This is a genomic window from Flavobacterium sp., assembly GCF_017985075.1.
Taxonomy (GTDB): Bacteria; Bacteroidota; Bacteroidia; order Flavobacteriales; family Flavobacteriaceae; genus Flavobacterium.
Genome location: NZ_JAGNYF010000034.1, coordinates 1455 through 22789 on the forward strand (window position 1 = coordinate 1455; position 21335 = coordinate 22789).

General features: G+C 33.0%; 17 protein-coding genes and 1 pseudogene. 15 read left to right on the forward strand and 3 right to left on the reverse strand.

Annotated elements, in window-relative coordinates; translation table 11 throughout:
* From KA468_RS07540 to KA468_RS07570, 7 genes and pseudogenes are all read left to right on the forward strand, one after another.
* Nucleotides 1-1973 (forward strand): annotated as a pseudogene (locus KA468_RS07540) (hypothetical protein); the annotation flags it as partial.
* Between the two features lie 16 nt (nucleotides 1974-1989).
* The gene (locus KA468_RS07545; protein WP_291242332.1) at nucleotides 1990-2634 is read left to right on the forward strand and encodes a hypothetical protein; all 645 of its coding nucleotides are present in this window, start codon (nucleotides 1990-1992) and stop codon (nucleotides 2632-2634) included.
* Between the two features lie 8 nt (nucleotides 2635-2642).
* A complete protein-coding gene (locus KA468_RS07550) occupies nucleotides 2643-4088 on the forward strand; it encodes a PA14 domain-containing protein (RefSeq protein WP_291242333.1) in 1446 nt (481 codons plus the stop codon).
* Between the two features lies 1 nt (nucleotide 4089).
* Nucleotides 4090-5043, forward strand: coding sequence for a tail fiber domain-containing protein (locus tag KA468_RS07555; RefSeq protein WP_291242334.1), 954 nt, complete (start codon nucleotides 4090-4092; stop codon nucleotides 5041-5043).
* A gap of 10 nt (nucleotides 5044-5053) precedes the next feature.
* Complete coding sequence (locus tag KA468_RS07560; RefSeq protein ID WP_291242335.1) at nucleotides 5054-6406, forward strand: fibrinogen-like YCDxxxxGGGW domain-containing protein; 1353 nt, start codon at nucleotides 5054-5056, stop codon at nucleotides 6404-6406.
* Nucleotides 6394-7008 (forward strand): hypothetical protein, encoded by a 615-nt coding sequence (locus KA468_RS07565; RefSeq protein WP_291242336.1) that lies wholly within the window; start codon nucleotides 6394-6396, stop codon nucleotides 7006-7008. Before KA468_RS07560 ends, KA468_RS07565 begins: the two co-directional genes overlap by 13 nt.
* Before the next feature lie 47 nt (nucleotides 7009-7055).
* Nucleotides 7056-9230, forward strand: coding sequence for a fibrinogen-like YCDxxxxGGGW domain-containing protein (locus KA468_RS07570; protein WP_291242337.1), 2175 nt, complete (start codon nucleotides 7056-7058; stop codon nucleotides 9228-9230).
* 19 nt (nucleotides 9231-9249) lie between these two features.
* Here the strand turns inward: KA468_RS07570 and KA468_RS07575 are convergent, their stop codons facing one another.
* The 3 genes from KA468_RS07575 to KA468_RS07585 form a co-directional block, all read right to left on the reverse strand.
* Entirely contained in the window at nucleotides 9250-9630 is a 381-nt protein-coding gene (locus KA468_RS07575; RefSeq protein ID WP_291242338.1) for a RidA family protein, read from the reverse strand.
* Between the two features lie 26 nt (nucleotides 9631-9656).
* Nucleotides 9657-10361, reverse strand: coding sequence for a hypothetical protein (locus KA468_RS07580; RefSeq protein ID WP_291242339.1), 705 nt, complete (start codon nucleotides 10359-10361; stop codon nucleotides 9657-9659).
* A gap of 284 nt (nucleotides 10362-10645) precedes the next feature.
* Nucleotides 10646-13264 carry a putative LPS assembly protein LptD gene (locus tag KA468_RS07585; protein ID WP_291242340.1) on the reverse strand — a complete coding sequence of 873 codons (2619 nt, stop codon included), beginning with the start codon at nucleotides 13262-13264 and terminating at the stop codon, nucleotides 10646-10648.
* Nucleotides 13265-13395: 131 nt separating this feature from the next.
* Between KA468_RS07585 and KA468_RS07590 the strand changes: the two genes are divergently transcribed.
* The 8 genes from KA468_RS07590 (at nucleotide 13396) to KA468_RS07625 (ending at nucleotide 21274) form a co-directional block, all read left to right on the forward strand.
* On the forward strand, nucleotides 13396-14484 hold the full coding sequence (locus KA468_RS07590; protein ID WP_291242341.1) for an N-acetylmuramoyl-L-alanine amidase: 1089 nt from the start codon (nucleotides 13396-13398) through the stop codon (nucleotides 14482-14484).
* 4 nt (nucleotides 14485-14488) lie between these two features.
* Nucleotides 14489-15619, forward strand: coding sequence for an N-acetylmuramoyl-L-alanine amidase (locus KA468_RS07595; protein ID WP_291242342.1), 1131 nt, complete (start codon nucleotides 14489-14491; stop codon nucleotides 15617-15619).
* 100 nt (nucleotides 15620-15719) lie between these two features.
* The gene (locus KA468_RS07600) at nucleotides 15720-16688 is read left to right on the forward strand and encodes an MlaD family protein (RefSeq protein ID WP_291242343.1); all 969 of its coding nucleotides are present in this window, start codon (nucleotides 15720-15722) and stop codon (nucleotides 16686-16688) included.
* Nucleotides 16689-16692: 4 nt separating this feature from the next.
* Nucleotides 16693-18030, forward strand: a complete 1338-nt coding sequence (locus KA468_RS07605; protein WP_291242344.1) for a (Fe-S)-binding protein — start codon at nucleotides 16693-16695, stop codon at nucleotides 18028-18030.
* Between the two features lie 33 nt (nucleotides 18031-18063).
* Nucleotides 18064-19494, forward strand: a complete 1431-nt coding sequence (locus KA468_RS07610; protein WP_291242345.1) for a hypothetical protein — start codon at nucleotides 18064-18066, stop codon at nucleotides 19492-19494.
* 8 nt (nucleotides 19495-19502) lie between these two features.
* A complete protein-coding gene (locus KA468_RS07615; RefSeq protein ID WP_291242346.1) occupies nucleotides 19503-19949 on the forward strand; it encodes a phosphoheptose isomerase in 447 nt (148 codons plus the stop codon).
* Between the two features lie 48 nt (nucleotides 19950-19997).
* Nucleotides 19998-20789 (forward strand): (Fe-S)-binding protein, encoded by a 792-nt coding sequence (locus tag KA468_RS07620; RefSeq protein ID WP_291242347.1) that lies wholly within the window; start codon nucleotides 19998-20000, stop codon nucleotides 20787-20789.
* A gap of 2 nt (nucleotides 20790-20791) precedes the next feature.
* Entirely contained in the window at nucleotides 20792-21274 is a 483-nt protein-coding gene (locus tag KA468_RS07625) for an ABC transporter ATPase (protein ID WP_291242348.1), read from the forward strand.
* Nucleotides 21275-21335: the final 61 nt, after the last annotated feature.

Sequence of the window (21335 nt, forward strand, 5' to 3'; positions counted from 1 at the left end):
CTTCTGGAATCACAACATTAGATGATGGAAAAATCTATTTAGGTAATGCATCTAACGTGGCAACAGAAGTAACTCCAACAGGTGATGTAACCATTACAAATGCAGGAGTTACAGCTATTGGAACAGGAAAAGTAGTAACTACGATGTTAGCTACTGATGCGGTAACTACAACTAAAATTACTAACGGCAATGTTACTACAGCTAAATTAGCAGATGATGCCGTTGAAACAGCAAAAATTAAAAATGCAAATGTAACTAATGCCAAATTAGCTACAGGAATAGATGCCACCAAGTTAGCAGATGGTTCAGTAACTAATACAGAATTACAATATATAGGTACATTAGCATCAGATGCACAAACACAAATCGATGCATTAAGCACTGCTGGTACTACAAATACTACAGCTATTACAGCTATCAATACTTTAGATAATGGAAAAATTTATTTAGGTAATGCGTCTAATGTTGCTACAGAAGTAACGCCAACAGGTGATGTAACCATTACAAATGCAGGAGTTACGGCTATTGGAACAGGAAAAGTAATAACAGCTATGTTAGCTGATGATGCAGTAACTACAATTAAAATTACTAATGCTAATGTAACTAATGCCAAATTAGCTACAGGAATAGATGCCACCAAGTTGGCTGATGGTTCGGTAACTAATACAGAATTACAATATATAGGTACATTAGCATCAGATGCGCAAACACAAATCGATGCATTAAGCACTGCTGGTACTACAAATACCACAGCTATTACAGCTATCAATACTTTAGATAATGGAAAAATTTATTTAGGTAATGCGTCTAATGTTGCTACAGAAGTAACGCCAACAGGAGATGTAACTATTACAAATGCAGGAGTTACGGCTATTGGAACAGGAAAAGTAATAACAGCTATGTTAGCTGATGATGCGGTAACAACAGCTAAAATTACTAACGCTAATGTAACTACAGCTAAATTAGCAGATGATGCCGTTGAAACAGCAAAAATTAAAAATGCAAATGTAACATATGCAAAAATTCAAAATGTAAGCGCTACCGATAAAGTTTTAGGACGAGTATCTTCTGGAGCAGGAGTAATTGAAGAAATTGCCACAACAGGTTCTGGCGATGTTGTGAGAGCTACTTCACCAACTTTGGTTACCCCAGTTATTGGAGCTGCAACAGGAACAAGTTTAAGTGTTACTGGACAATTAACCTCAACGGTAGCTACTGGAACTGCACCATTAGTAGTTACTTCTACTACACCAGTAACAAATTTAAATATTGGTGGTAATGCAGCGACAGCAACTAAATTAGCGACAGCAAGAAAAATTAATACTGTTGATTTTGATGGTACTGCTGATATTACAGTTACTGCGGCTGCTGGAACTTTAACCGGAAACACTTTAGCTTCTAATGTTGTAAGTTCGAGTTTGACAAGTGTAGGAACTATTGCAACAGGAACTTGGAATGGGACAACAATTGCAATTGCAAATGGAGGAACAGGGCAAACGACAAAAACCGCTGCTTTTGACGCATTGTCACCTATGACAACTGCTGGAGATATTATTTATGGAGGTACAAGCGGTTCAGGGACCCGTTTAGCAAAAGGAACAGATGGACAAGTATTAGTTTTAGCTGCTGGGGTACCAAAATGGTCAAATAATATAGGAGGGGATGTTTTATCTAAAACAGATTCATATGATATTTTAGCAACAGATAGTGCTAATTTATTGGTTTATTCTGGAAGTGCTACTTCAAAGACAATTAAATTACCAAGTGCGGTAACAGTTGGTGCAGGTAGGGAAATTACGATAAAAAATATTGCTAGTGTATCAGTTTCAATCGCAGCTGTAGCAGGAAATTTAATTTCAGATAGTACTACTACTGGAGCCACTACTTTATCTATTGGTGTTGAACCATCAAACAACTGGATTAAAGCGATTTCAGACGGTACGAATTGGATTATATTAAGAGCCTTATTCTAATAGATTGTATTTCAATATGAAAAAAGTAATACTTGTTTTAGCCTTATTTTTGGTATTCCTGAATGGGAATGCCCAAACGGGTATTGGTACCACTACACCAAGTCCTTCGGCTAAGTTGGAAGTTGCTTCTTCTAATCAAGGCTTTTTACCGCCACGAATTGCTTTAACAGCAACTAATGCAGCAAGTCCAGTTACTTTGCCAGCAACAGGCCTTCTTATATACAATACGGCTACAGCAGGAACTGCTCCTAATAATGTAGCGCCAGGATATTATTATTGGAATGGATCGGCTTGGGTAGCTATTTTGAGCAATATTACTACCAGTAGTATTTCTGGAAACGGAACAACTACAACATTAACGAATTTTGGCGCTGAAATAAATACCCAATCTGGAACAACATACACGTTAGCAGCAACGGATAATGGTAAAATAATAAGTTGTACCAGTAATAGTGCAGTAACAATAACCGTTCCGGCATTAACATCAGGGTTCAATTGTCTAATTGTGCAACGCGGAACTGGTCAAGTAACACTAGTTAATGGTGGAGGAACAGTGAATAACCGATATAATTTTACAAAAACAGCTGGACAACACGCTATTATGAGTTTAGTGAGTGTGGCAGCAGGGGTTTTTATTTCATCAGGCGATATGTCAAATTAGTCTTGTGTATGAAAAAAATACTTATCCATATTGTATTCCTTTTTAGTATAAGTGTTCAAGCACAATTGATGGCTACATACCAACCCGTGCACAAACAACCGCTAGTGCAATTAGACTATTGGGTGTATAGCACAAATGCTGGAAACGGAACCGCTATACAATACCCTGTGGTACCCTTAACTTTAGTGGATATGGATAAATTATTTAACACTTCCAATTCGCATACAACACTGATCCAATCTGGAAAAACCAATTCGGCTAGAATATTAGATTGGACAAGCGCTGCTGAATTAACGCCCCTGGGTATTAATTTACCGAATAGCGGAAATTATTTTGCATTTAAAATTCAAGGCACATTTATACCTGTGGAGACAGGAAATTACATCTTTACTTTGGAGTCAGATGATGCTAATGATTTATATATTGATGGATCGCAATTGATTGGTAATTATGCAGGTCAAGCCGTTCCAACTTTAGGAACTCATACAGCCATTATGTATATGACTGCTGGAAAACCCTATTCGTTTCAAATACGCATGCAACAAGGTGCTGGTGGCTATGGCTTGAGATTCTATTGGAAATCGCCAATTCAAAACAGTGCGCCAAGTTCGTATGCAAGTGTGTATCCAGCGTCTACTTATTATCAGAGTTGGACACAGAACTTGCAAGAATTAATTTCAGAACCTGTTATGGACGGAAGCTCTGCAGCAAAAGCAGCGCCTAGTGCAAAATACCTTCAAACGGCTTTTGGTAATAATACCGATGGGGTGTATTGGATTAATTTGCCTTATGTAGGACCTACCCAAGTGTATTGTTTATTGAACCCAGCAGTAAACGGGGGCGGATGGATGATGGCAATGAAAGCAACTACTGGAACAACATTTAATTATTCAAGTTCCTATTGGACAGCAGTGAATACTTTAAATTCTGCTGAAACAAATAGAAATAATGGTGATGCAAAGTTCAATACGATGAATTATTATTATGCCAAAGATATTATGGCATTGTGGCCCGATATTCCATGGAATTATAATGGAAGTTCAACTGGTGGAAGTGTGAACACTAATGGTTCTTACAACGTTTGGTGTTGGTTACAAAACAATTTTAATAATGGTATTCGTATAACTCCAATTAACTTTTTCAGTTTAGCTAATAATTTATTTTTTGGTGATGCCAATAATTTTGCTGGAAAAGGAACTGCTTTCTCATCTCAAGTTGATGTTCGTTTTTATGGCTTTAATTATAATTTAAATTCCTTAGGAACCAATCGATGGGGTTTCGGTTGGAATGAAAACGGTGGAGGTTTATACCCTAATGGAAATCAGCAATCCAATGATGTATATACTGGTATCGGTATGGCTTATGGCAATGTTTCTGCAGGAGATTTTGTTGCTTGCTGTGATAACGTTAGAGGAATTAACCGTTCTGCTAGAGTAGAAATTTATATTCGATAATATGAAAAAAATATTTTTTTTATTGTTACTTTCAAGTTTATTTGGTTTTGCTCAAACCGGAATAGGTACAACTACGCCGGCTACAAAACTTCATGTAAAATCTAATGGAGCCACTTTTCGTTTAGAAGGTACAGATCATACCTATATGGAATTTTTTCCTCAAGGGGCTTCCACGCGATTTGGTTGGATAGGTTTTCCGTCTGCAAATGTAAATGATTTAACAATATCAAGTCAGAATGCCTCGGGTTCATTAATTTTTAATACTAATAATTCTGAACGATTTCGTATTAATTCTTTAGGATTAGTTGGAATTGGAAATACTGCCCCTATAAGCACCTTAACTATTGGAAATGCTACAGGTACAATTCCTGGTGAAATTACTCTTTACCCAACTACTGGTAGCTTTGAAGGAGGACAAATAAATATTAAAAAATCATTAGTTGGTTCTACGGCTGATTGGATTATCGATCAATATGGTACAAGCGCAGCAGAAGCACGTTTGCGAATTTTTAATACAACTGAGGCAAATGGAATAATTATTAAAGAAAACGGATTCATTGGTATGGGAACTTCTAATCCCACGGTACGCTTACAAGTAGCTGGAGATATCATTGCCAATTCAATTGCCGGTTCATCAGATAGTCGATTTAAAACCAATATTTTACCTATTGAAAACCCATTACAAAAAGTACTAAAATTGCAAGGCGTTACATTTGATTGGAAAACCAAAGAATTTCCCAGCAGAATGTTTAGTGAAAATCGAGCACTTGGTTTTATAGCACAAGAAGTCGAACAAGTTATTCCTGAAGTAGTTCAAACTGAAAATAGCACAGAAGGATTTAAATCGGTTCAATACGATAAAGTTGTAGCCCTACTTGTTGAGGCAATTAAAGAACAACAAAAACAAATTGAACAATTACAACAAAAAGTAAAGGAACTAACTGAAAAAAAGTAAATTGCAAATAATGAAACAATCAATAGTTTTTTTACTTTTATTACAAATAGTTACTGTTGTCGCTCAAACTTCGACAAATAGTGCAGGAAATGGAACGTATACCAATACATCCAGTTGGACAAGTCCGTCAAATTTAACCGGAACTAACACTATTGAGAATGGACATACCATTACCATCCCGTCGAATATTAATCAAGTATATTCTAATAAAATAATTTTTTCTGATAATGGAAAACTAGTTTTATCGGGAAGTAACAGTAAATGGGTTCCAGCAACAAGTATGAACCCAACTCCACCATCAGAATCGTTCAGTTTTCAAACGAACTGGTCGGCTTCATCTTCTTGGGTTAATGAATCTTTTGGTGCAGCACATTATACCCCTTGGATAGATTCCTATCAAGGTTGGTCTGCAGGATCTACAAATAATGGTACTGATTATTTACAATACGACCTTAAAAGTCCGAGATGGTTACAAGGAATTGTTACACAGGGTCGCGCAAATGCTGCACAATGGGTAACTAATGCAAAAGTAGAAGTAAGTACAGACAATATCAATTGGTCAACCGCAGCCTCCAGCCTAACATTGAATACCGACTCTAATACTAAGAAATACACTAATTTTCCCAATGTCATGTACGGTCGTTATGTTCGAGTTACTCCTAACTTGAACGGTGTTTACGGACATGCCTCCATGCGGTTAGGTGTTTTATTACGTGATGATATTTTTAAATCGTGCAATGAAATTAAAACGAATTTCCCAAATGCCACGGATGGAGTTTATGTAATTGATCCTGATGGAACCGCAGGGGCAACTCCAGCCACCGCTTGCTATTGTGATATGACTACCGACGGCGGAGGATGGACTTTGGTATTAAATTATTTACATCTTGGTGGAACGAATCCTCTATTGGTTGAAAAATCAAACACATTGCCACTCTTAGGTTCAACAACTTTGGGAGTCGATGAACAAGCCAGTGCGACAACTTGGGGACATGTAACGCCAGCTTATTTAACAAAATTCAACTTTACAGAATTACGTTTTTATGGAAAAACATCTTTACATACCCGTGTCATACACTTTAAAACTTTTAATGCCAACACTATAAGTTATTTTAAAACAGGAACAGGTAGCATGATTGGAATTGCCACAAGTTTTACATCCTTGACTGGACATTCAGCCTTTCTACCAGCGAGTACGGCACATTATATAAGTGATCAAGGTACTATTGCAATGACCAATTTCCCAATGTACCTATCAGGTACCTACCATTGGGGAATTAGAGGAGGTGGTGCCCGCTGGGAAGTTGATGATTTTCTAAATAGTTATACATACAATACTTATCATCAAATATGGATACGATAAAGAAAATAGTTGAAATAGTAGTTATCATACTATTTGTGAGTACTGCAAATGCCCAAACAGGTATTGGTACCACTACGCCTAATGCTTCGGCAAAATTAGATATAACATCTACAAATAAAGGGTTTTTGCCTCCGAGAGTTGCATTAACAGCAGCTAATGTTTTTGCACCCGTGACAGGTTTGTCAGGAACAACTGAATTGGCAACTGCAGCTGGTTTACTAATTTATAATACCGCAACATCAGGAACAACTCCAAATAACGTAGTTCCAGGTTATTATTATTGGAATGGAACCGCTTGGATTCAAATTTCTGGAGGGTTAGTTATTGAAACAAAATCAGCTAGTTTTAGTTTAGCAGCTTCTGACAATAATAAATTGTTTTTTATTAATTCTGCTTCAACTGTAACCGTATCTGTTCCTACTTTACCTATTGGTTTTAGTTGCCAATTGATTCAAACGGGTGCTGGTACAATTACTTTTTCTGGGAATGGAACAACATTAAATTCAGCAAGTGGGTTAAGTACAAGAACGACAAATAGTGTTATTGGATTAGTAATGAATAGCACCAATGTTGGTTATGTTTTTGGTGATACCATTTTCTAATGAGATTAAAAATTTTCATATTTTTATTGTTATTTAGTTCAATTTTTTTGAACGCACAATCTGCATTTCAAAATTTAGCGGTAAAAAAACCACAACTCCCTACTTCTTATTCATTTAAATATACTGGTGCTATTCAAAAATTTGTAGTTCCAAATAGAGTTACCTCAATTCAAGTCAATGCTTTAGGAGCCAAAGGCGGAACCGGAGGAAGAGGACAAGTTGGAGGAGCCGGTGCTAATATTACGACTACCCTAAATGTAACACCTGGACAGGTTTTATATGTTGTGGTAGGAGGTTTTCCAGGTCAGTCATCTATAGCCAAATATGGTTTTGGAGGAAGCGGAGGTTCGGGAACTAATTATGGTGGCGCCGGCGGAGGTTTGTCTGGTGTATTTATTTCTTCTTCTCCAGCTATTACCAATGCGCTTGTTATAGCCGGCGGTGGCGGTGGTGGTGCTGGAATTTCAATTGGATCAGATTACACTGGAGGTAATGCTGGAAATACAGCGTTAGGTTCATCCAGTCCTGGAAATGAACCAACGGTTTCACAAAATGCTTACATTACTAATGGAAGATATCAATATGGTTATGCCGCTACAACGTCTGCAGCTGGATTGGGTGGAGAACCTTTTGATGCTACCCCAACTACAATAGGAGGAAATGGAAACGATATTAATGGTGGTAACGCTGGTACAGATTCAGGTATAGGCAGTTGGAACGGCGGCGGAGGCGGCGGAGCTGGATGGTACGGCGGTGGCGGTGGCGCAGGTGGTGGTGCAGCAACTGGCGGTGGCGCAGGTGGGGCAACCAAATCAAGTTCTGGTAACTATTCCTTTGGTACTATGAATACAACAGGTGACGGAAGTGTATCTATAACTTGCTTGTCCAATTCTGGTTTGGTTTTACATTTGGATGCAGGCAACACAGCAAGTTACAATGGCTCAGGAACGACTTGGAATGATTTATCAGGTAATGGATCAAATGTGACTTTGACATCCACGGCATTTAACTCGGCTAGTGGCGGTTCAATTGTATTTAATGGCACCTCTAGTTATGCCAATTTTAATGCAAATATTGGAAGTACTAGTGCTGTAACTGTAGATATGTGGGTAAAAACGAATTCGTTGAATGCACCCAACGGTTCGATGTATTTTGGTTTTGGCTTATATGATGTTTGGACTAAAGCAGGGGCTATTGGATTTAATACTTCAAGCGGAGATTTATTCGGATTAACGACTACAAGAGTAGAAAATTTAGGAATAGAAGGGGTTTGGAAACATCTCGTTTTTATAATGAATGCAGGTTCTGTCAGCAATAACAAGATATACGTAAATGGTATTAATCAAACATCTTTGTCTCAAGTATATAGTGGTTTTAATTCTACCAATGCCAATTTCAATTCAGGTTCAGGAAGAATTTCAGGTTGGCGAAATGATTTGAATTGGTTAATGAATTTAAATGTAGCTAGTTTTAAGATTTACAATAGAGAATTATCTCAACAAGAAATCACAAATAATTTCAACGCTTCAAAACAACGATTTTATCCTGATAATTCTGGATTAAGTCCTGAAACAGCTTCTTCAAGTGCCTATCAAATTAAACAAGATTACCCCAATTCGCAGGATGGTTTTTATTGGATAAAAAATGCAAATATTAATGGAGGAGTTCCGATTAAAATTTATGCCGATATGACTACCGATGGCGGTGGTTGGACCTTAATATTAAAAAACTCATCTTATGTGGGTTGGACTTTAGCAAATACCATCGATTTAAACGCCCAAAATCCATTTACAACAAATGCAGATATAATTAGTACTTCAACTGCTAATTATTCAATCATAAAATGGGCAGATTATATTAAAAAAAGTGCAAGTGGCTTTCAATACATGATTGATGCATACACCAGAAACAGTTTTGGAGGGATTTGGACTGCTAATGCTGCCTACAGTTTTACTAGTACGAGTAATGCAAATTCTAACATTACATTGAATGCAAATTATGGAGGTTGGAGTTATAATTCAAATAATGATGGAATTTCTCAACGCATGCCTTGGTATGGCTATGTGGGTGCGAATACCGGATTCTATTCTTTAGCTAGTGGTTCGGGAAATTGGTGGGGTACTTTAATTGCTAATAATGTCTATTATAGTCCTGCGCCTTGGATAGGAACTATAGGAGGTTATGCAGCAAATCCTGGTATTATTTGGTATTGGGTTCGATAAATATAGAATATTTTTATAATTATCTAACCGCAATAGCTGAAATTTCAACATTCACATTTTTTGGTAAACAAGCCACCTGAACGGTTTCTCTTGCAGGTGCAGTTGCTTCATTAAAATAAGCTCCGTAAATGGTATTTATTTTTGAAAAGTTATTCATGTCGCTAATAAAAATAGACACTTTTATTACGTTTTCAAAACTCATTTCTGCAGCTTCTAAAACCGCTTTTAAGTTTTCCATAACTTGTTTGGTTTCAGTTTCAATATCTTCTAAAACCAATTCGTTTGTTAATGGGTTAATAGCAATTTGTCCTGAAGTATATAACATGTTTCCAACCAAAACAGCTTGATTATAGGGTCCTATAGGTGCTGGAGCTTTATCAGTAAATATTATTTTTTTCATGTTTTATAGTATTTGTTAATTTGTAATTATTTTTTTTCTAAATGTAATTGAAATCCAATCATAAAAATTAAACCGTTTTCTTTTATGTTTCCTTGATTATTATTATTGAATTTATTATTTAGGCTTTGATATCCAAGTAAGAATTCTATTCCAGCACAATCATTAAAAAAAACTTCAGTTCCTAAATTAATATTAATTCTATTAGATTTACCTTTATCAATTTTTTCGCCCTTAAATGGATTTATTTTTCCAGTAGCATAACTAACTTCTGAAAAAATATTTATTTTTTTTTCTTTATCTAAAAAATAATATCTTGCGAAAGGACCAATACTATAAGATGAAGAAAAAACACGACTATCCGAAATCTCTACCTTGCTATTATAATAATTTACAGAAGGAGATAAGCCGATAACAAATTTGTCATAAAAAAAATAGCCTATTTTAATATTAGCATAAATATTTTTTGATTTAGCTTTATAATTTATAGTTTCAGATGTAGCTTGAAGAATATAGTCATTTTCAAAATTATATTGTCTGTAACTTCCACTTCCCCCAACCAGCCATGTGTTTTTGTCAAGTTGTCCATAAGTCTTAAATACAAATAATAATGTTACAACAATAAATAATTTAACAGCTTTCATAATAATTTTGGGTTTAATTGTTAATAATGGTTTAAAATGGTTTTTTGTAGGACTATGCCCTCTTATTAAGATTTGTTTGAGTTGTTTCATTTTATTACGATTTTTAAAAGACAACGTGGGCTATTCAACTTAACTTTCTCAGAGTGCCCGACCAAAGGCGGTAGTAAATAGAAAAGAGAACGCCCACGTATATCGTAATCGTTTCAATTTTTACTTTTCCTTTAATACTTTAAATATGGTCGTTTTCTCTGATAGAAATTTGTAAAGCGAAACGCTATTTTTTTATATTATATTCAAATATAATTATTATAAAAAAAAACCAAGATTTTATAAGTTAAATTTTTTGTTCTATTTACTTTCATTAAACTATTTTCTTAATTTCGCAATCTAGCATCTGGTAATTTTTGCTTATCCCATTTAATGTCACTTAACATAGAAGATTTTATTCCAATAAAGAAATTCCAATAGGAATTGCCAATTGGGACCATACTAAAACTCATTCGCCAACTTTCTAAATCTCTTTCAAAACGTAATTGTGTTGTTGTAATTCCTTTACCTGCAAAATCATAACCAGATGAAAATCCCATTTTCCATTTTACAGCCAAATCAATGTTCCCAGAAACCATTAGCGAATTAGTTGTAATTTCTCTTTGATTTGTTGTGTTGTTATAAGTAAGTGAATAGGCTAAACGTAAATCCCATGGAAATTTAAAGTTATATAATTCGGTTTGTTGTTTTTTTGCTTCGTTCTTTTTAAATAAACTTTCATCTTGATTGCTTAAATCAGTTGCAGAACCAAATAAATCATCATCACGACCTCCGTTTTGAACCGTTTGTTTTGATTTTTTTTCAGTACTAAAATCATTACTACTTACCGAATAGCTTAAGGTAATGTTAGAACTTGTCATTCTTGCTAAACCGTTTCCATTGTTTATGCTGAATTCATTAATTCTCTGGTTATTCCTATCTAAATCATATGGGTCAAAACGGGCCCCAAAATTGACACCTAATTTATTATCAAATAATGAAGTTCCACCAATTAAACTAATTGGTTCTAATTTAAATTCTTCTGCATTAAAATTGTAACTAGTAGAAAAATTAAATTGATTTAATAAGGAAATCTTTTTAGTACCACCATTTTTACTTGCCGCGTCTAATACTTTTGCTTCTAACGAATTGGATATACCGATACCAATTGAATTTGCAACGCCTAAACCAGGCGCACCTAATAATGTATTTTCAAACCTACTATAACTAATATAATTTCCTAAATTATCTTGATATTGGTCGTAATAGCGCTCAAAGCTTGGCGTATAACCATATGAAATACTTGGTCGAATTAAATGTCTTATGGCTTGTATTTTATTGGTTTCTTTAAACGTGTACGTTCCATAAATAGTGGTTCCAATACTAGAAGAAAAATTATAAGTTCGGTAGGAATCAAAACCGTTTTTTCTTACTATTTCTACTTTATTCGTGCTAGTATTAAATATTTTTTCATTGGTGTTAAACACCCAGTTTTCCGCAAATGCAGTACCTGCTGTAACACTAAAATATTTAAAAATTTTAAAATTTGTAGAAATAGGAATAGTATGTGCTAAACCAGCTATTGCAGTATCAAACATTTGAGATTTAAATAGAAATTCTTCTTTTGTAGAAATTCTATTATCTCCTTTTAATCCATATTGAAAATTAATATTCTGAAAAATTCCTTTCTTTATTCCATCTTGTTTTGCAAAAGGAAAAATTCTGTCAACACTCGCATTAAATGATGGTAAAGTTAAATTTACAATTTCTGTATTTGTATTTTGATTGTGCGTTACGGCTACAGAAAAATTCACTAAAGGTACAATTGGTACTGTTTTGGAATAACTAATTGAGGAACTTAAGGTGTTATTTAAATTAGAACCAACATTTACAATATTTAAGGATTGTCGAAAATATTTACTACTCCCAAAATTTACGGAAGATGAAAATCTAGAATTTGCAGAAGCTTTAGCATCTTGACTATGCGACCATTGAATATTATACTGATTGGTTCGAGCATAACCCGGAAAACCTTTTTCCCCCAACACCTGATTTTCATACCTTACTTGAAAATTTCCGCTAAATTTGTATTTCTTGGCATAGGAAGTTTCGGAACGAAGCGCATAACTTCCATTGGTATAATAATCACCTAAAATGGCCAAATCATAATAATCACTTAGAGCAAAATAATACCCTCCATTTTGAAGAAAATAACCTCTTTCGTTATTTTGTCCAGGTGCTGGCATAATTACTCCAGACGTATTTTTATTGGTCATCGGAAAAAATGAAAAAGGCACACCAATAGGAGTAGGAACGTCCGCAATAAACATATGAGTTAATCCAGTTACAAATTTCTTTTTTGGTACCAATTTAGCTTTATATGCTAAGAAATAATATTCTGGATTTTCTTTGTTTTCAGATGTAGTAAAACGGGCATTTTTAAAAAAAATAACCGAATCATTTTCTCTTTTTGAAACTTCAGATCTTAGAATCATTTCACCTTGTTTACTTCGTGCATTCCAAATTTGTGCTTTTCCAGTTTTTGTATTAAATCGTATAGAATCAGGTTCGATAATATTTTCACCTTGTTTGAAATATGGAAATTGAGAATATACACCAGCACTATCTTTAAGTCTTCCAGCATACACTTCGTTTTTTTCGTAGTCCAAAACAATAATCCCCGATTTTAGTATGAAATCTTGGTAATGTAGTTCTGCCTCATTATATAATGTTAATCTTTTTTTTCTTTGGTCTAATCGTTCATAATCTTTCGCTTTACGATTTACGATACCTTCTAATAATGGTTTTTTTGTAGTATCTCTTTTAATTGTTGTTTTTGTTGCAACTAATTCATTTACATTCAGTTGCACGCTATCTTTTTGAGAGCTGTTTTGACTGTAAATTTCTAAATTACTAACAATTAGAAAAAAAAATAAAAAAACGATATGATTAATCTTTGTACTCAAATCTATAAATACTATTTTTGTAAAAAATGGTTCGGTTTTTGAAGGGTCAAACTTACGTATATTTTTTGTTAAAATTTAGTATTTAATAAAATTATAACGTATTTGAATTAACCGAAAATAATTAATCACAAATGAAAAAAGTACTTGTAATTATATTTATCTGTTTATCTGTCTTTTCAATAGCACAAGAGAAGAAGTTTAAAGTTATATTAGATGCTGGACATGGTGGTAAGGATCCTGGTGCAGCAAAAAATGGATGTATCGAAAAACTAATTGCTTTAGATGTGGTTTTAAGAATTGGAAAAATATTAGAATCTTATCCCGATTTTAATGTTAAATATACACGATCTACAGATGTTTTCATACCTTTAAGAGATAGAGCTAAAATTGCGAATGATTTTGAGGCAGATTTATTTGTATCCGTACATTGTAATTCATCTGTTTCTCCAAAACCATATGGCGCAATGACTCTAGTTATGGGATTGTCTCGTGCAGGCATGAATTTTGAAATTGCAAAAGCGGAAAATGCGGTAATTTCTTTAGAAGATAATTTTAAAGAAAAATATGAAGGATTTGATCCGAATAATCCAAATACACAAATTGGCTTACGCATCATGCAAGAAGAAACGTTAATGCAAAGTATTAATTTTGCAAGTACGGTACAAAGTTATTTTAAAAATTCTTTGCAAAGAAAAGACTTAGGTATGCACCAACAACCGCTTTGGGTATTAGATGCTACTGTAATGCCTGGTGTTTTAATAGAATTGGGTTTTTTAAGTAATGTGCAAGAATCCAAATATATGAAATCAGAAGAAGGTAAATCAAATTACTCTCAAATTATTGCACGCTCAATTATTGAATATAAAAATAATGTAAGAGGTACGAATACACCACCAAATGTATTACAAATTAAAGAACCAGTAATTGTAGAAGAATTGCCTGTTGTGGAAACTGCTGTGGATACAACTAAAGTAGTTGATGCAGCTCCTGAATCATTAATACCTGATGAGTTAGCATATAAAGTACAAATTAGTTATAGTACTAAGAAACTTGATTTAACGCCGGAAAACTTTAATGGTTTGGCAAATGTAACCATGATAGAAGTAAACGGTGGTTATAAATATTTTTACGGACAAGGAACCCTAGAATCGTGTAAAAAATTTCTAGCTGAAGCCAAACAAAAAGGATTTGCATCTGCTTTTATTGTTACACCAAATTAGAATTATGAAAAAATCGATAGTACTATTATTTTGCTTGTTTTCTGTATCATTTTATGCACAAACTAAAAAATTCAAAGTAGTTTTAGATGCTGGACATGGTGGTAAAGACTATGGAGCTACCTATCATGGAAATATTGAAAAGAAAATTTCACTTAATACGGTTCTTAAAGTAGGAGAAATTTTAGCTAAAGAATCAAATATAGAAGTAGTTTATACCAGAAAAACGGATGTTTTTATTGAATTAAACGAACGAGCCAATATCGCTAATCGATCAAAAGGACATTTATTTGTTTCTATGCATTGTAATGCAAATGACAACCAAGAAGCATCAGGAAATGAAACTTATGTAATGGGAGTTACCCGAAATGCAGCCAATTTGGAAGTAGCCAAAAAGGAAAATGCCGTTGTTACTTTAGAAAGCGATTATAAAATAAAATATGATGGATTTGATCCAAAATCTCCAGAATCCGTAATGGGAATTTCCATTATGCAAGAAGAAAATATTCAACAGAGTATAGATATTGCAGGTAAAGTACAACAAGCGTTTACAAAATTCACAACAAGTAAAAATAGGGGAGTAAAACAAGCCGGATTTTTAGTTTTACGAAAAATAATTATGCCTCGTGTGCTTATTGAAATGGGATTTGTATCTAACAAACCGGAAGGTGCTTTTTTAAATTCGGAAGATGGACAAAATAAATTAGCAGAAGCTATTTCTAAAGCTATTTTAGGATATCGAGATGATTTTTTTAAGACAGAAACGGCTACTACTGTTAAGAAAGAAGAATCCAAAAAGACAACAGTTAAAAAAGAAGACCCAAAAAAGGTAGACCCAAAGAAAGTAGATCCGAAGCAATCTTCAGAAAATAAAACAGCTGTGGAAGGTGTTACTTTTAAGATACAAATTTCTGCAAGTGCTAAAAATTTAGAAACCTTGCCTAAAAACTTTAAAGGATTAAATAACATTTCCGTTGAAAAAGGAACTACCATTTACAAATACTTTTATGGTAGCACTTCATCTTATACCAAAGCAAAACAATTATTAGAAGAAGCGAAAGCAAAAGGATATACTTCTTCGTTTATTGTGCCTATAAAAAATGGTAAAAAAATTAAATTAAGCGAGGCAATCAAATAAATAATGTTATTTTTGTGTCTTTATAACACACAACAATTTTTAATTGTTGTTTTGTTTAAAAGCATTCACCAAATCTGAAGTATAAGTATATTTAGCCCATATGAAAATCACAAAAGAAATTAAAGTTGCTGTTTTAGTTATTTTATCTATAGTATTGTTTTACTGGGGTTTTGCATTTCTAAAAGGTAAAAATTTATTTGATACTAGTACTAAGTTATACGCTGTATATGATAATGTGGCAGGTTTAGTTGAAGCAGCACCAGTAACTATAAACGGATTGATTATAGGAAAAGTAAATGCTATTGAAATGTTACCAGATGGTAAAATGAAAGTAGAAATAGTAATTACTAACGAACAAATTAAAATTGCCAAATCAAGCGAAGCACAAATTATGGATTCTGGTTTAATTGGAGGTAGAGAAATTGCAATTATAAATAACTTTTCAGATACAAATTATACGCAATCTGGTGATGTTCTTAAAGCATCTAACAAATTAGGATTAACAGACGAATTAGCCAATCAAATCGGACCAGTAAAAGATAAAGTTGAAGTTTTATTAGAAAATGCAAATAAGTTAATCGAAAATTTGAATGCTACTTTAGACGCTTCTACGCAGCAAAAATTAAAGGCTTCCATAGCTTCTTTAGAATTGACAATGTCTGAATTTAGTCAAATTTCTAAAAATGCAAATGAAATTTTATCAGAAAATAAATCGAAATTAAATACCACTTTATCTAATTTCGAAAAAACATCTGGTAATTTAAATACTATGACAACTTCTTTAGAAAAAGCCAATTTAGGAGCAACAGTCAAAAAACTAGAAGCTACTTTAACCAATGTTAACGGGATTATGGCTAATTTAGAACAAGGAAAAGGTTCAATGGGTAAATTGTTAACTGATGATGCCATGTATACCAATCTAACTAAAACATCAAAAGAATTGGAATTACTTTTGCAAGATTTACGTTTAAATCCTACCCGTTATGTTAATGTGAGTGTTTTCGGAAAGAAAAACAAACCTTATGTAGCACCAGCAACAGAACAAAATATAGAACAACCTAAAAACTAAATTTATGAGTTTTTTATCAAATATTATTTTTGCAGTTACCCTAATAATAGGTGTTGGCTTTTTTGTAAAAAATGTTAAAAAAATAATACGAAATATTAAATTAGGACAGAAAGTAAACCGAACTGATAATGCTTCAGCACGTTGGAAAAATATGGCATTAATTGCTTTGGGACAGAAAAAAATGTTTACCAGACCTATTCCTGCTTTACTGCATTTTACCTTATATGCTGCATTTATTATCACTCAAATTGAGTTATTAGAAATTATTGTAGACGGACTTTTCGGTACACATCGTTTTTTTAAAACGGGTTTAGGTGGATTTTATACTTTTTTAATAAGTTTTATAGAAATCCTTACCTTATTAGCTTTAGTGGCTACTTTGGCCTTTTTATCCAGAAGAAATTTATTAAAGTTACCACGATTCAATAAAGCAGAAATGTTAGGTTGGCCAACAAAAGATGCCAACTTAATATTAATTATGGAAATAGTTTTAGTAACTTGTATTTTCACAATGAATGGAACAGATGAAGTGTTATATTCGTTGGGAAAATCTCATTATGAAGGAATTGGTTCATTTAATTTTTCAATTTCGAAATATTTAGGTCCCGCTTTATTTGGTGGGATGAGTGAAAGTGCCTTGCATATCTTAGAAAGAGTAGGATGGTGGGGACATTTAGTTATGGTAATTGCTTTCTTAAACTATTTATACTTTTCTAAACATTTACATATTTTATTAGCGTTTCCAAACACCTATTTTGCCGATTTAAATGCAAAAGGAAAATTTGATAATTTAGAAAGTGTAACAAATGAAGTAAAATTAATGATGGATCCAAATGCCGATCCGTTTGCTGCACCTGCTAATCCAGATGCGGTTCCAGCTAAATTTGGTGCTTCAGATGTTCAAGATTTAAATTGGGTACAATTATTAAATGCCTATACGTGTACCGAATGTGGTAGATGTACTTCATCATGTCCTGCAAATACAACTGGTAAGAAATTATCACCACGTAAAATCATGATGGATACACGTGACAGATTAGAAGAAGTTGGAAAAAATATCGACGCCAATAAAGGTATTTTTATTCCAGATAACAAATCGTTATTAAACGACTACATTACACCAGAAGAACTTTGGGCTTGTACGTCTTGTAACGCTTGTGTGGAAGAATGTCCAATCAATATTAGTCCATTATCTATTATTATGGATATGAGACGTTATTTAGTGATGGAACAAAGTGCTGCACCAATGGAATTAAATGCCGTAATGACCAATATTGAAAATAACGGCGCACCATGGCAATACAATCAACAAGATAGACTAAACTGGAGAAACGAAGCATAAAAACGTAAATTAATTACGATTCAAACAAATCAAATGAAGTTAAAAAATATATTTTCTATTGTAATCTTATTATTTGTTAATGTTTCTCTTTCTCAGGAAGATAAATCTAATTTGACATTTAATCTAATTGAGAATGATAAAATTGCAGATGTAAATGTTGATCAGGATAAATTTATTAAATCGGTTGGTCAAATAATTGAATATTTTAACACCAATTTTAAGACTATTCCCTCAACGCAAAAAATAGGATTATTTATTAATGTTCATGTTTCAGGTAATCCAATGTATCAGTTTTTTTCAAATCCAAAGTTAGAAGCTTCTTTTGAAGAAAAAGTAATGAATGATTTGTTGAAATTAAAAATTGAGAATACAAAAATTTTAGATTTCCCAATGTTTATCTCTTTAAATACTGATGGTAAAGGAGATATAGTTGATTTTCCCGATTTTGTAAATCCTGTTATGCAAAGAATTAAGAATTATAAGGCAGCTTCTTTGCAAGAAAAATTAAGATTAAATAAAGAATTTGCGAATAGTATTCTTCCTGTATTTGCCGCTTTTCAAATAAATGTTGAAGACAAATTTCATGGAGTTCAAAATTTTGGTAAGATTTTACAAAATACCAAATTCAATGAAAATGTTGATGTATATAAATTAACGAGTTTAAACCCTAATTACTGGCTTGGTACTTTAGAAATGTCGAAAGGAAATTTGTTATTTCCAGTTACTAAAGTTTTTGCTTTAATATCTCAAGGTGAATTAGATTACGCATATAAATATCTTGAAATTTTTGAAGCATTTGCTGATAAGGAATCAATGGCAACTTCTTATATAAATGAAATGAAAGCAAGAATCAATTTATTTAATGAGGAATTAAATAATGAGATAGAAAAAGGAATTGTTTTTCACGATAATGGAGAATTTCAAAAAGCTATTGATTTTTACAATAATATTTTAAAGATTTACCCAAATTCATCTTGGTGTTTATATGAAAAATATTTTTCAGAAAACGCAAAACAAATTGCTGAAAAGAAAATTGCTGTAAATAGTAGAGAAAATTGGGATATATCTAAAATTGAAATTTACAAACACAATCCATTGTACAATATGGATGTTAGAGCAAGTACTCCAAAAGAAGGTTATTTGTTTTTTAGAAGATTAGAAATTGCTGAATTATTTAAAGAGGATAAAAACTTTTTAACTGACGTTTATAAATATGCTGAAATTGCAACAGATTTAGGTGTTTATGATTTTGCTGCTCAATTGTTTTGGCTAACTGCAAGCTATGGAAATAATGAAAAAACGCAAGAAAAATCCATACATAATTTCTTATATTGTCTTGAAAAATTAGGTGTAAAAGATTTAAAATCAAATTTTAAAGGTAATTTTGATAAGATTTTTAAAGATATCGAAAAAGAAAAAGATATTGAAATGGAAAATAATAAGTTATTTAAATCAATGAAATAATAATAAGCATGAAAAAAGAAGAAATTGACGGAAAATTACAAGAATTAAAAGTAAATGGAGCGTATTTAAGTCCTGTTTTACCTGAAGGAATAAAAAATTATCTTATTGATATCGATGGAACCGTTTGCGATGATATTCCAAATGAAGAACCAGAAAGAATGGCAACAGCAAATGTGTATCCAGATGCCTTAGTAACATTAAATAAATGGTATGATGAAGGTCATGTTATTTTCTTTTTCACGTCACGTACTGAAGATCATAGAGCTGTTACTGAAGCTTGGTTAAAGCAACACGGCTTCAAATACCACGGAATGGTTATGGGAAAACCTCGTGGTGGAAATTACCACTGGATTGACAATCATTTAGTTAAAGCAACACGATACAATGGAAAGTTTACAGATTTAATTGAAAAAGATGTAACTATCCAAGTTTTTGATGATGAATTAAGCAATTAATATATTTAGAATAGTTTCTAAAAAAAAACACATAAAATCAACACGACTATGTCAGAAAGTTTAGTAGTACCTACAATGGCCGAAATGATGGCACAAGGACAAGCGCCTGAAGTTTTATTTTGGGTAGGCTGTTCGGGAAGTTTTGATGATAGAGCCAAAAAAATAACAAAAGCTTTTGTTAAAATATTAAATAGAGCAAACGTTCCTTTTGCGGTTTTAGGTACAGAAGAAAGTTGTACAGGCGATCCCGCTAAACGTGCTGGAAATGAATTTTTATTTCAAATGCAAGCTATGATGAATATTGAAGTCATGAATGCCTATGAAGTAAAGAAAATAGTTACCGCTTGTCCACATTGTTTCAATACCATTAAAAATGAGTATCCAGAATTAGGTGGAAAATACGAGGTGGTTCATCATACGGAATTTCTAAAATCGTTATTAGATTCGGGGAGACTTACTATTGAAGGCGGACAATTTAAAGGCAAACGCATTACGTTTCACGACCCTTGTTATTTAGGGCGTGCTAACAATATTTACGAAGCGCCAAGGGATTTAATCCAAAAATTAGATGCGGAGTTAGTCGAAATGAAACGTTCTCGCGCTAACGGATTATGTTGTGGTGCTGGTGGTGCACAAATGTTTAAAGAACCAGAAAAAGGAAATAAAGACATCAACATCGAAAGAACAGAAGATGCTTTAGAAACGCAACCTGAAATTATTGCTGCTGGTTGTCCATTTTGTAATACCATGCTAACAGACGGTATCAAAAATAAAGAAAAAGAAAGCTCTGTTCAGGTAATGGATATTGCAGAATTAATTGCAAATGCTCAAGATTTATAAAAATGTACACACCATTCGAAAATTTACCAGAAGATTCAAAAATTTGGATTTACCAATCGAACAGAAAATTAGCTGACGATGAAGTGATTGTTATAACTTCAAAATGCGAAGAATTTGTTGAAAATTGGGCAGCACACGGGACAAGTTTAGAAGCTTCTTTTCTTTTAAAATATAACCGATTTATCATTTTTGCTGTCAATCAAGAAGTACAAAACGCAACGGGTTGTTCTATAGATGCTTCAGTACATTTTATTCAACAATTGGAACAAGAATTTCAAATAGAATTACTAGACAAAATGAACGTTACCTACAAAATGGGAGAACACATTGCGCATAAAACACTTATCGATTTCAAAAAAATGGCGAAGGAAAAAGCCGTTACTTCAAAAACTATTGTTTTCAATAATTTGATAAATACGAAAGGTGAATTTGAAGAATTTTGGGAAGTTCCTGCTGAAGAAAGTTGGCATAGTAGATTTTTCTAAAAAAATAACTAACTTTGAAAATCATCAGAAAATAGAAATTTTGATGGTTTTTTTATTTATT

Bases quoted from the DNA above. Each gene is read 5' to 3' on its own strand.
- KA468_RS07595 (WP_291242342.1), top strand. From the start codon at position 14,489: ATGAAAAAATCGATAGTACTATTATTTTGCTTGTTTTCTGTATCATTT.
- KA468_RS07580 (WP_291242339.1), bottom strand. From the start codon at position 10,361: ATGAAACAACTCAAACAAATCTTAATAAGAGGGCATAGTCCTACAAAA.
- KA468_RS07560 (WP_291242335.1), top strand. From the start codon at position 5,054: ATGAAACAATCAATAGTTTTTTTACTTTTATTACAAATAGTTACTGTT.
- KA468_RS07620 (WP_291242347.1), top strand. From the start codon at position 19,998: ATGTCAGAAAGTTTAGTAGTACCTACAATGGCCGAAATGATGGCACAA.
- KA468_RS07615 (WP_291242346.1), top strand. From the start codon at position 19,503: ATGAAAAAAGAAGAAATTGACGGAAAATTACAAGAATTAAAAGTAAAT.
- KA468_RS07605 (WP_291242344.1), top strand. From the start codon at position 16,693: ATGAGTTTTTTATCAAATATTATTTTTGCAGTTACCCTAATAATAGGT.
- KA468_RS07610 (WP_291242345.1), top strand. From the start codon at position 18,064: ATGAAGTTAAAAAATATATTTTCTATTGTAATCTTATTATTTGTTAAT.
- KA468_RS07590 (WP_291242341.1), top strand. From the start codon at position 13,396: ATGAAAAAAGTACTTGTAATTATATTTATCTGTTTATCTGTCTTTTCA.
- KA468_RS07625 (WP_291242348.1), top strand. From the start codon at position 20,792: ATGTACACACCATTCGAAAATTTACCAGAAGATTCAAAAATTTGGATT.
- KA468_RS07565 (WP_291242336.1), top strand. From the start codon at position 6,394: ATGGATACGATAAAGAAAATAGTTGAAATAGTAGTTATCATACTATTT.
- KA468_RS07545 (WP_291242332.1), top strand. From the start codon at position 1,990: ATGAAAAAAGTAATACTTGTTTTAGCCTTATTTTTGGTATTCCTGAAT.
- KA468_RS07555 (WP_291242334.1), top strand. From the start codon at position 4,090: ATGAAAAAAATATTTTTTTTATTGTTACTTTCAAGTTTATTTGGTTTT.
- KA468_RS07550 (WP_291242333.1), top strand. From the start codon at position 2,643: ATGAAAAAAATACTTATCCATATTGTATTCCTTTTTAGTATAAGTGTT.
- KA468_RS07600 (WP_291242343.1), top strand. From the start codon at position 15,720: ATGAAAATCACAAAAGAAATTAAAGTTGCTGTTTTAGTTATTTTATCT.
- KA468_RS07575 (WP_291242338.1), bottom strand. From the start codon at position 9,630: ATGAAAAAAATAATATTTACTGATAAAGCTCCAGCACCTATAGGACCC.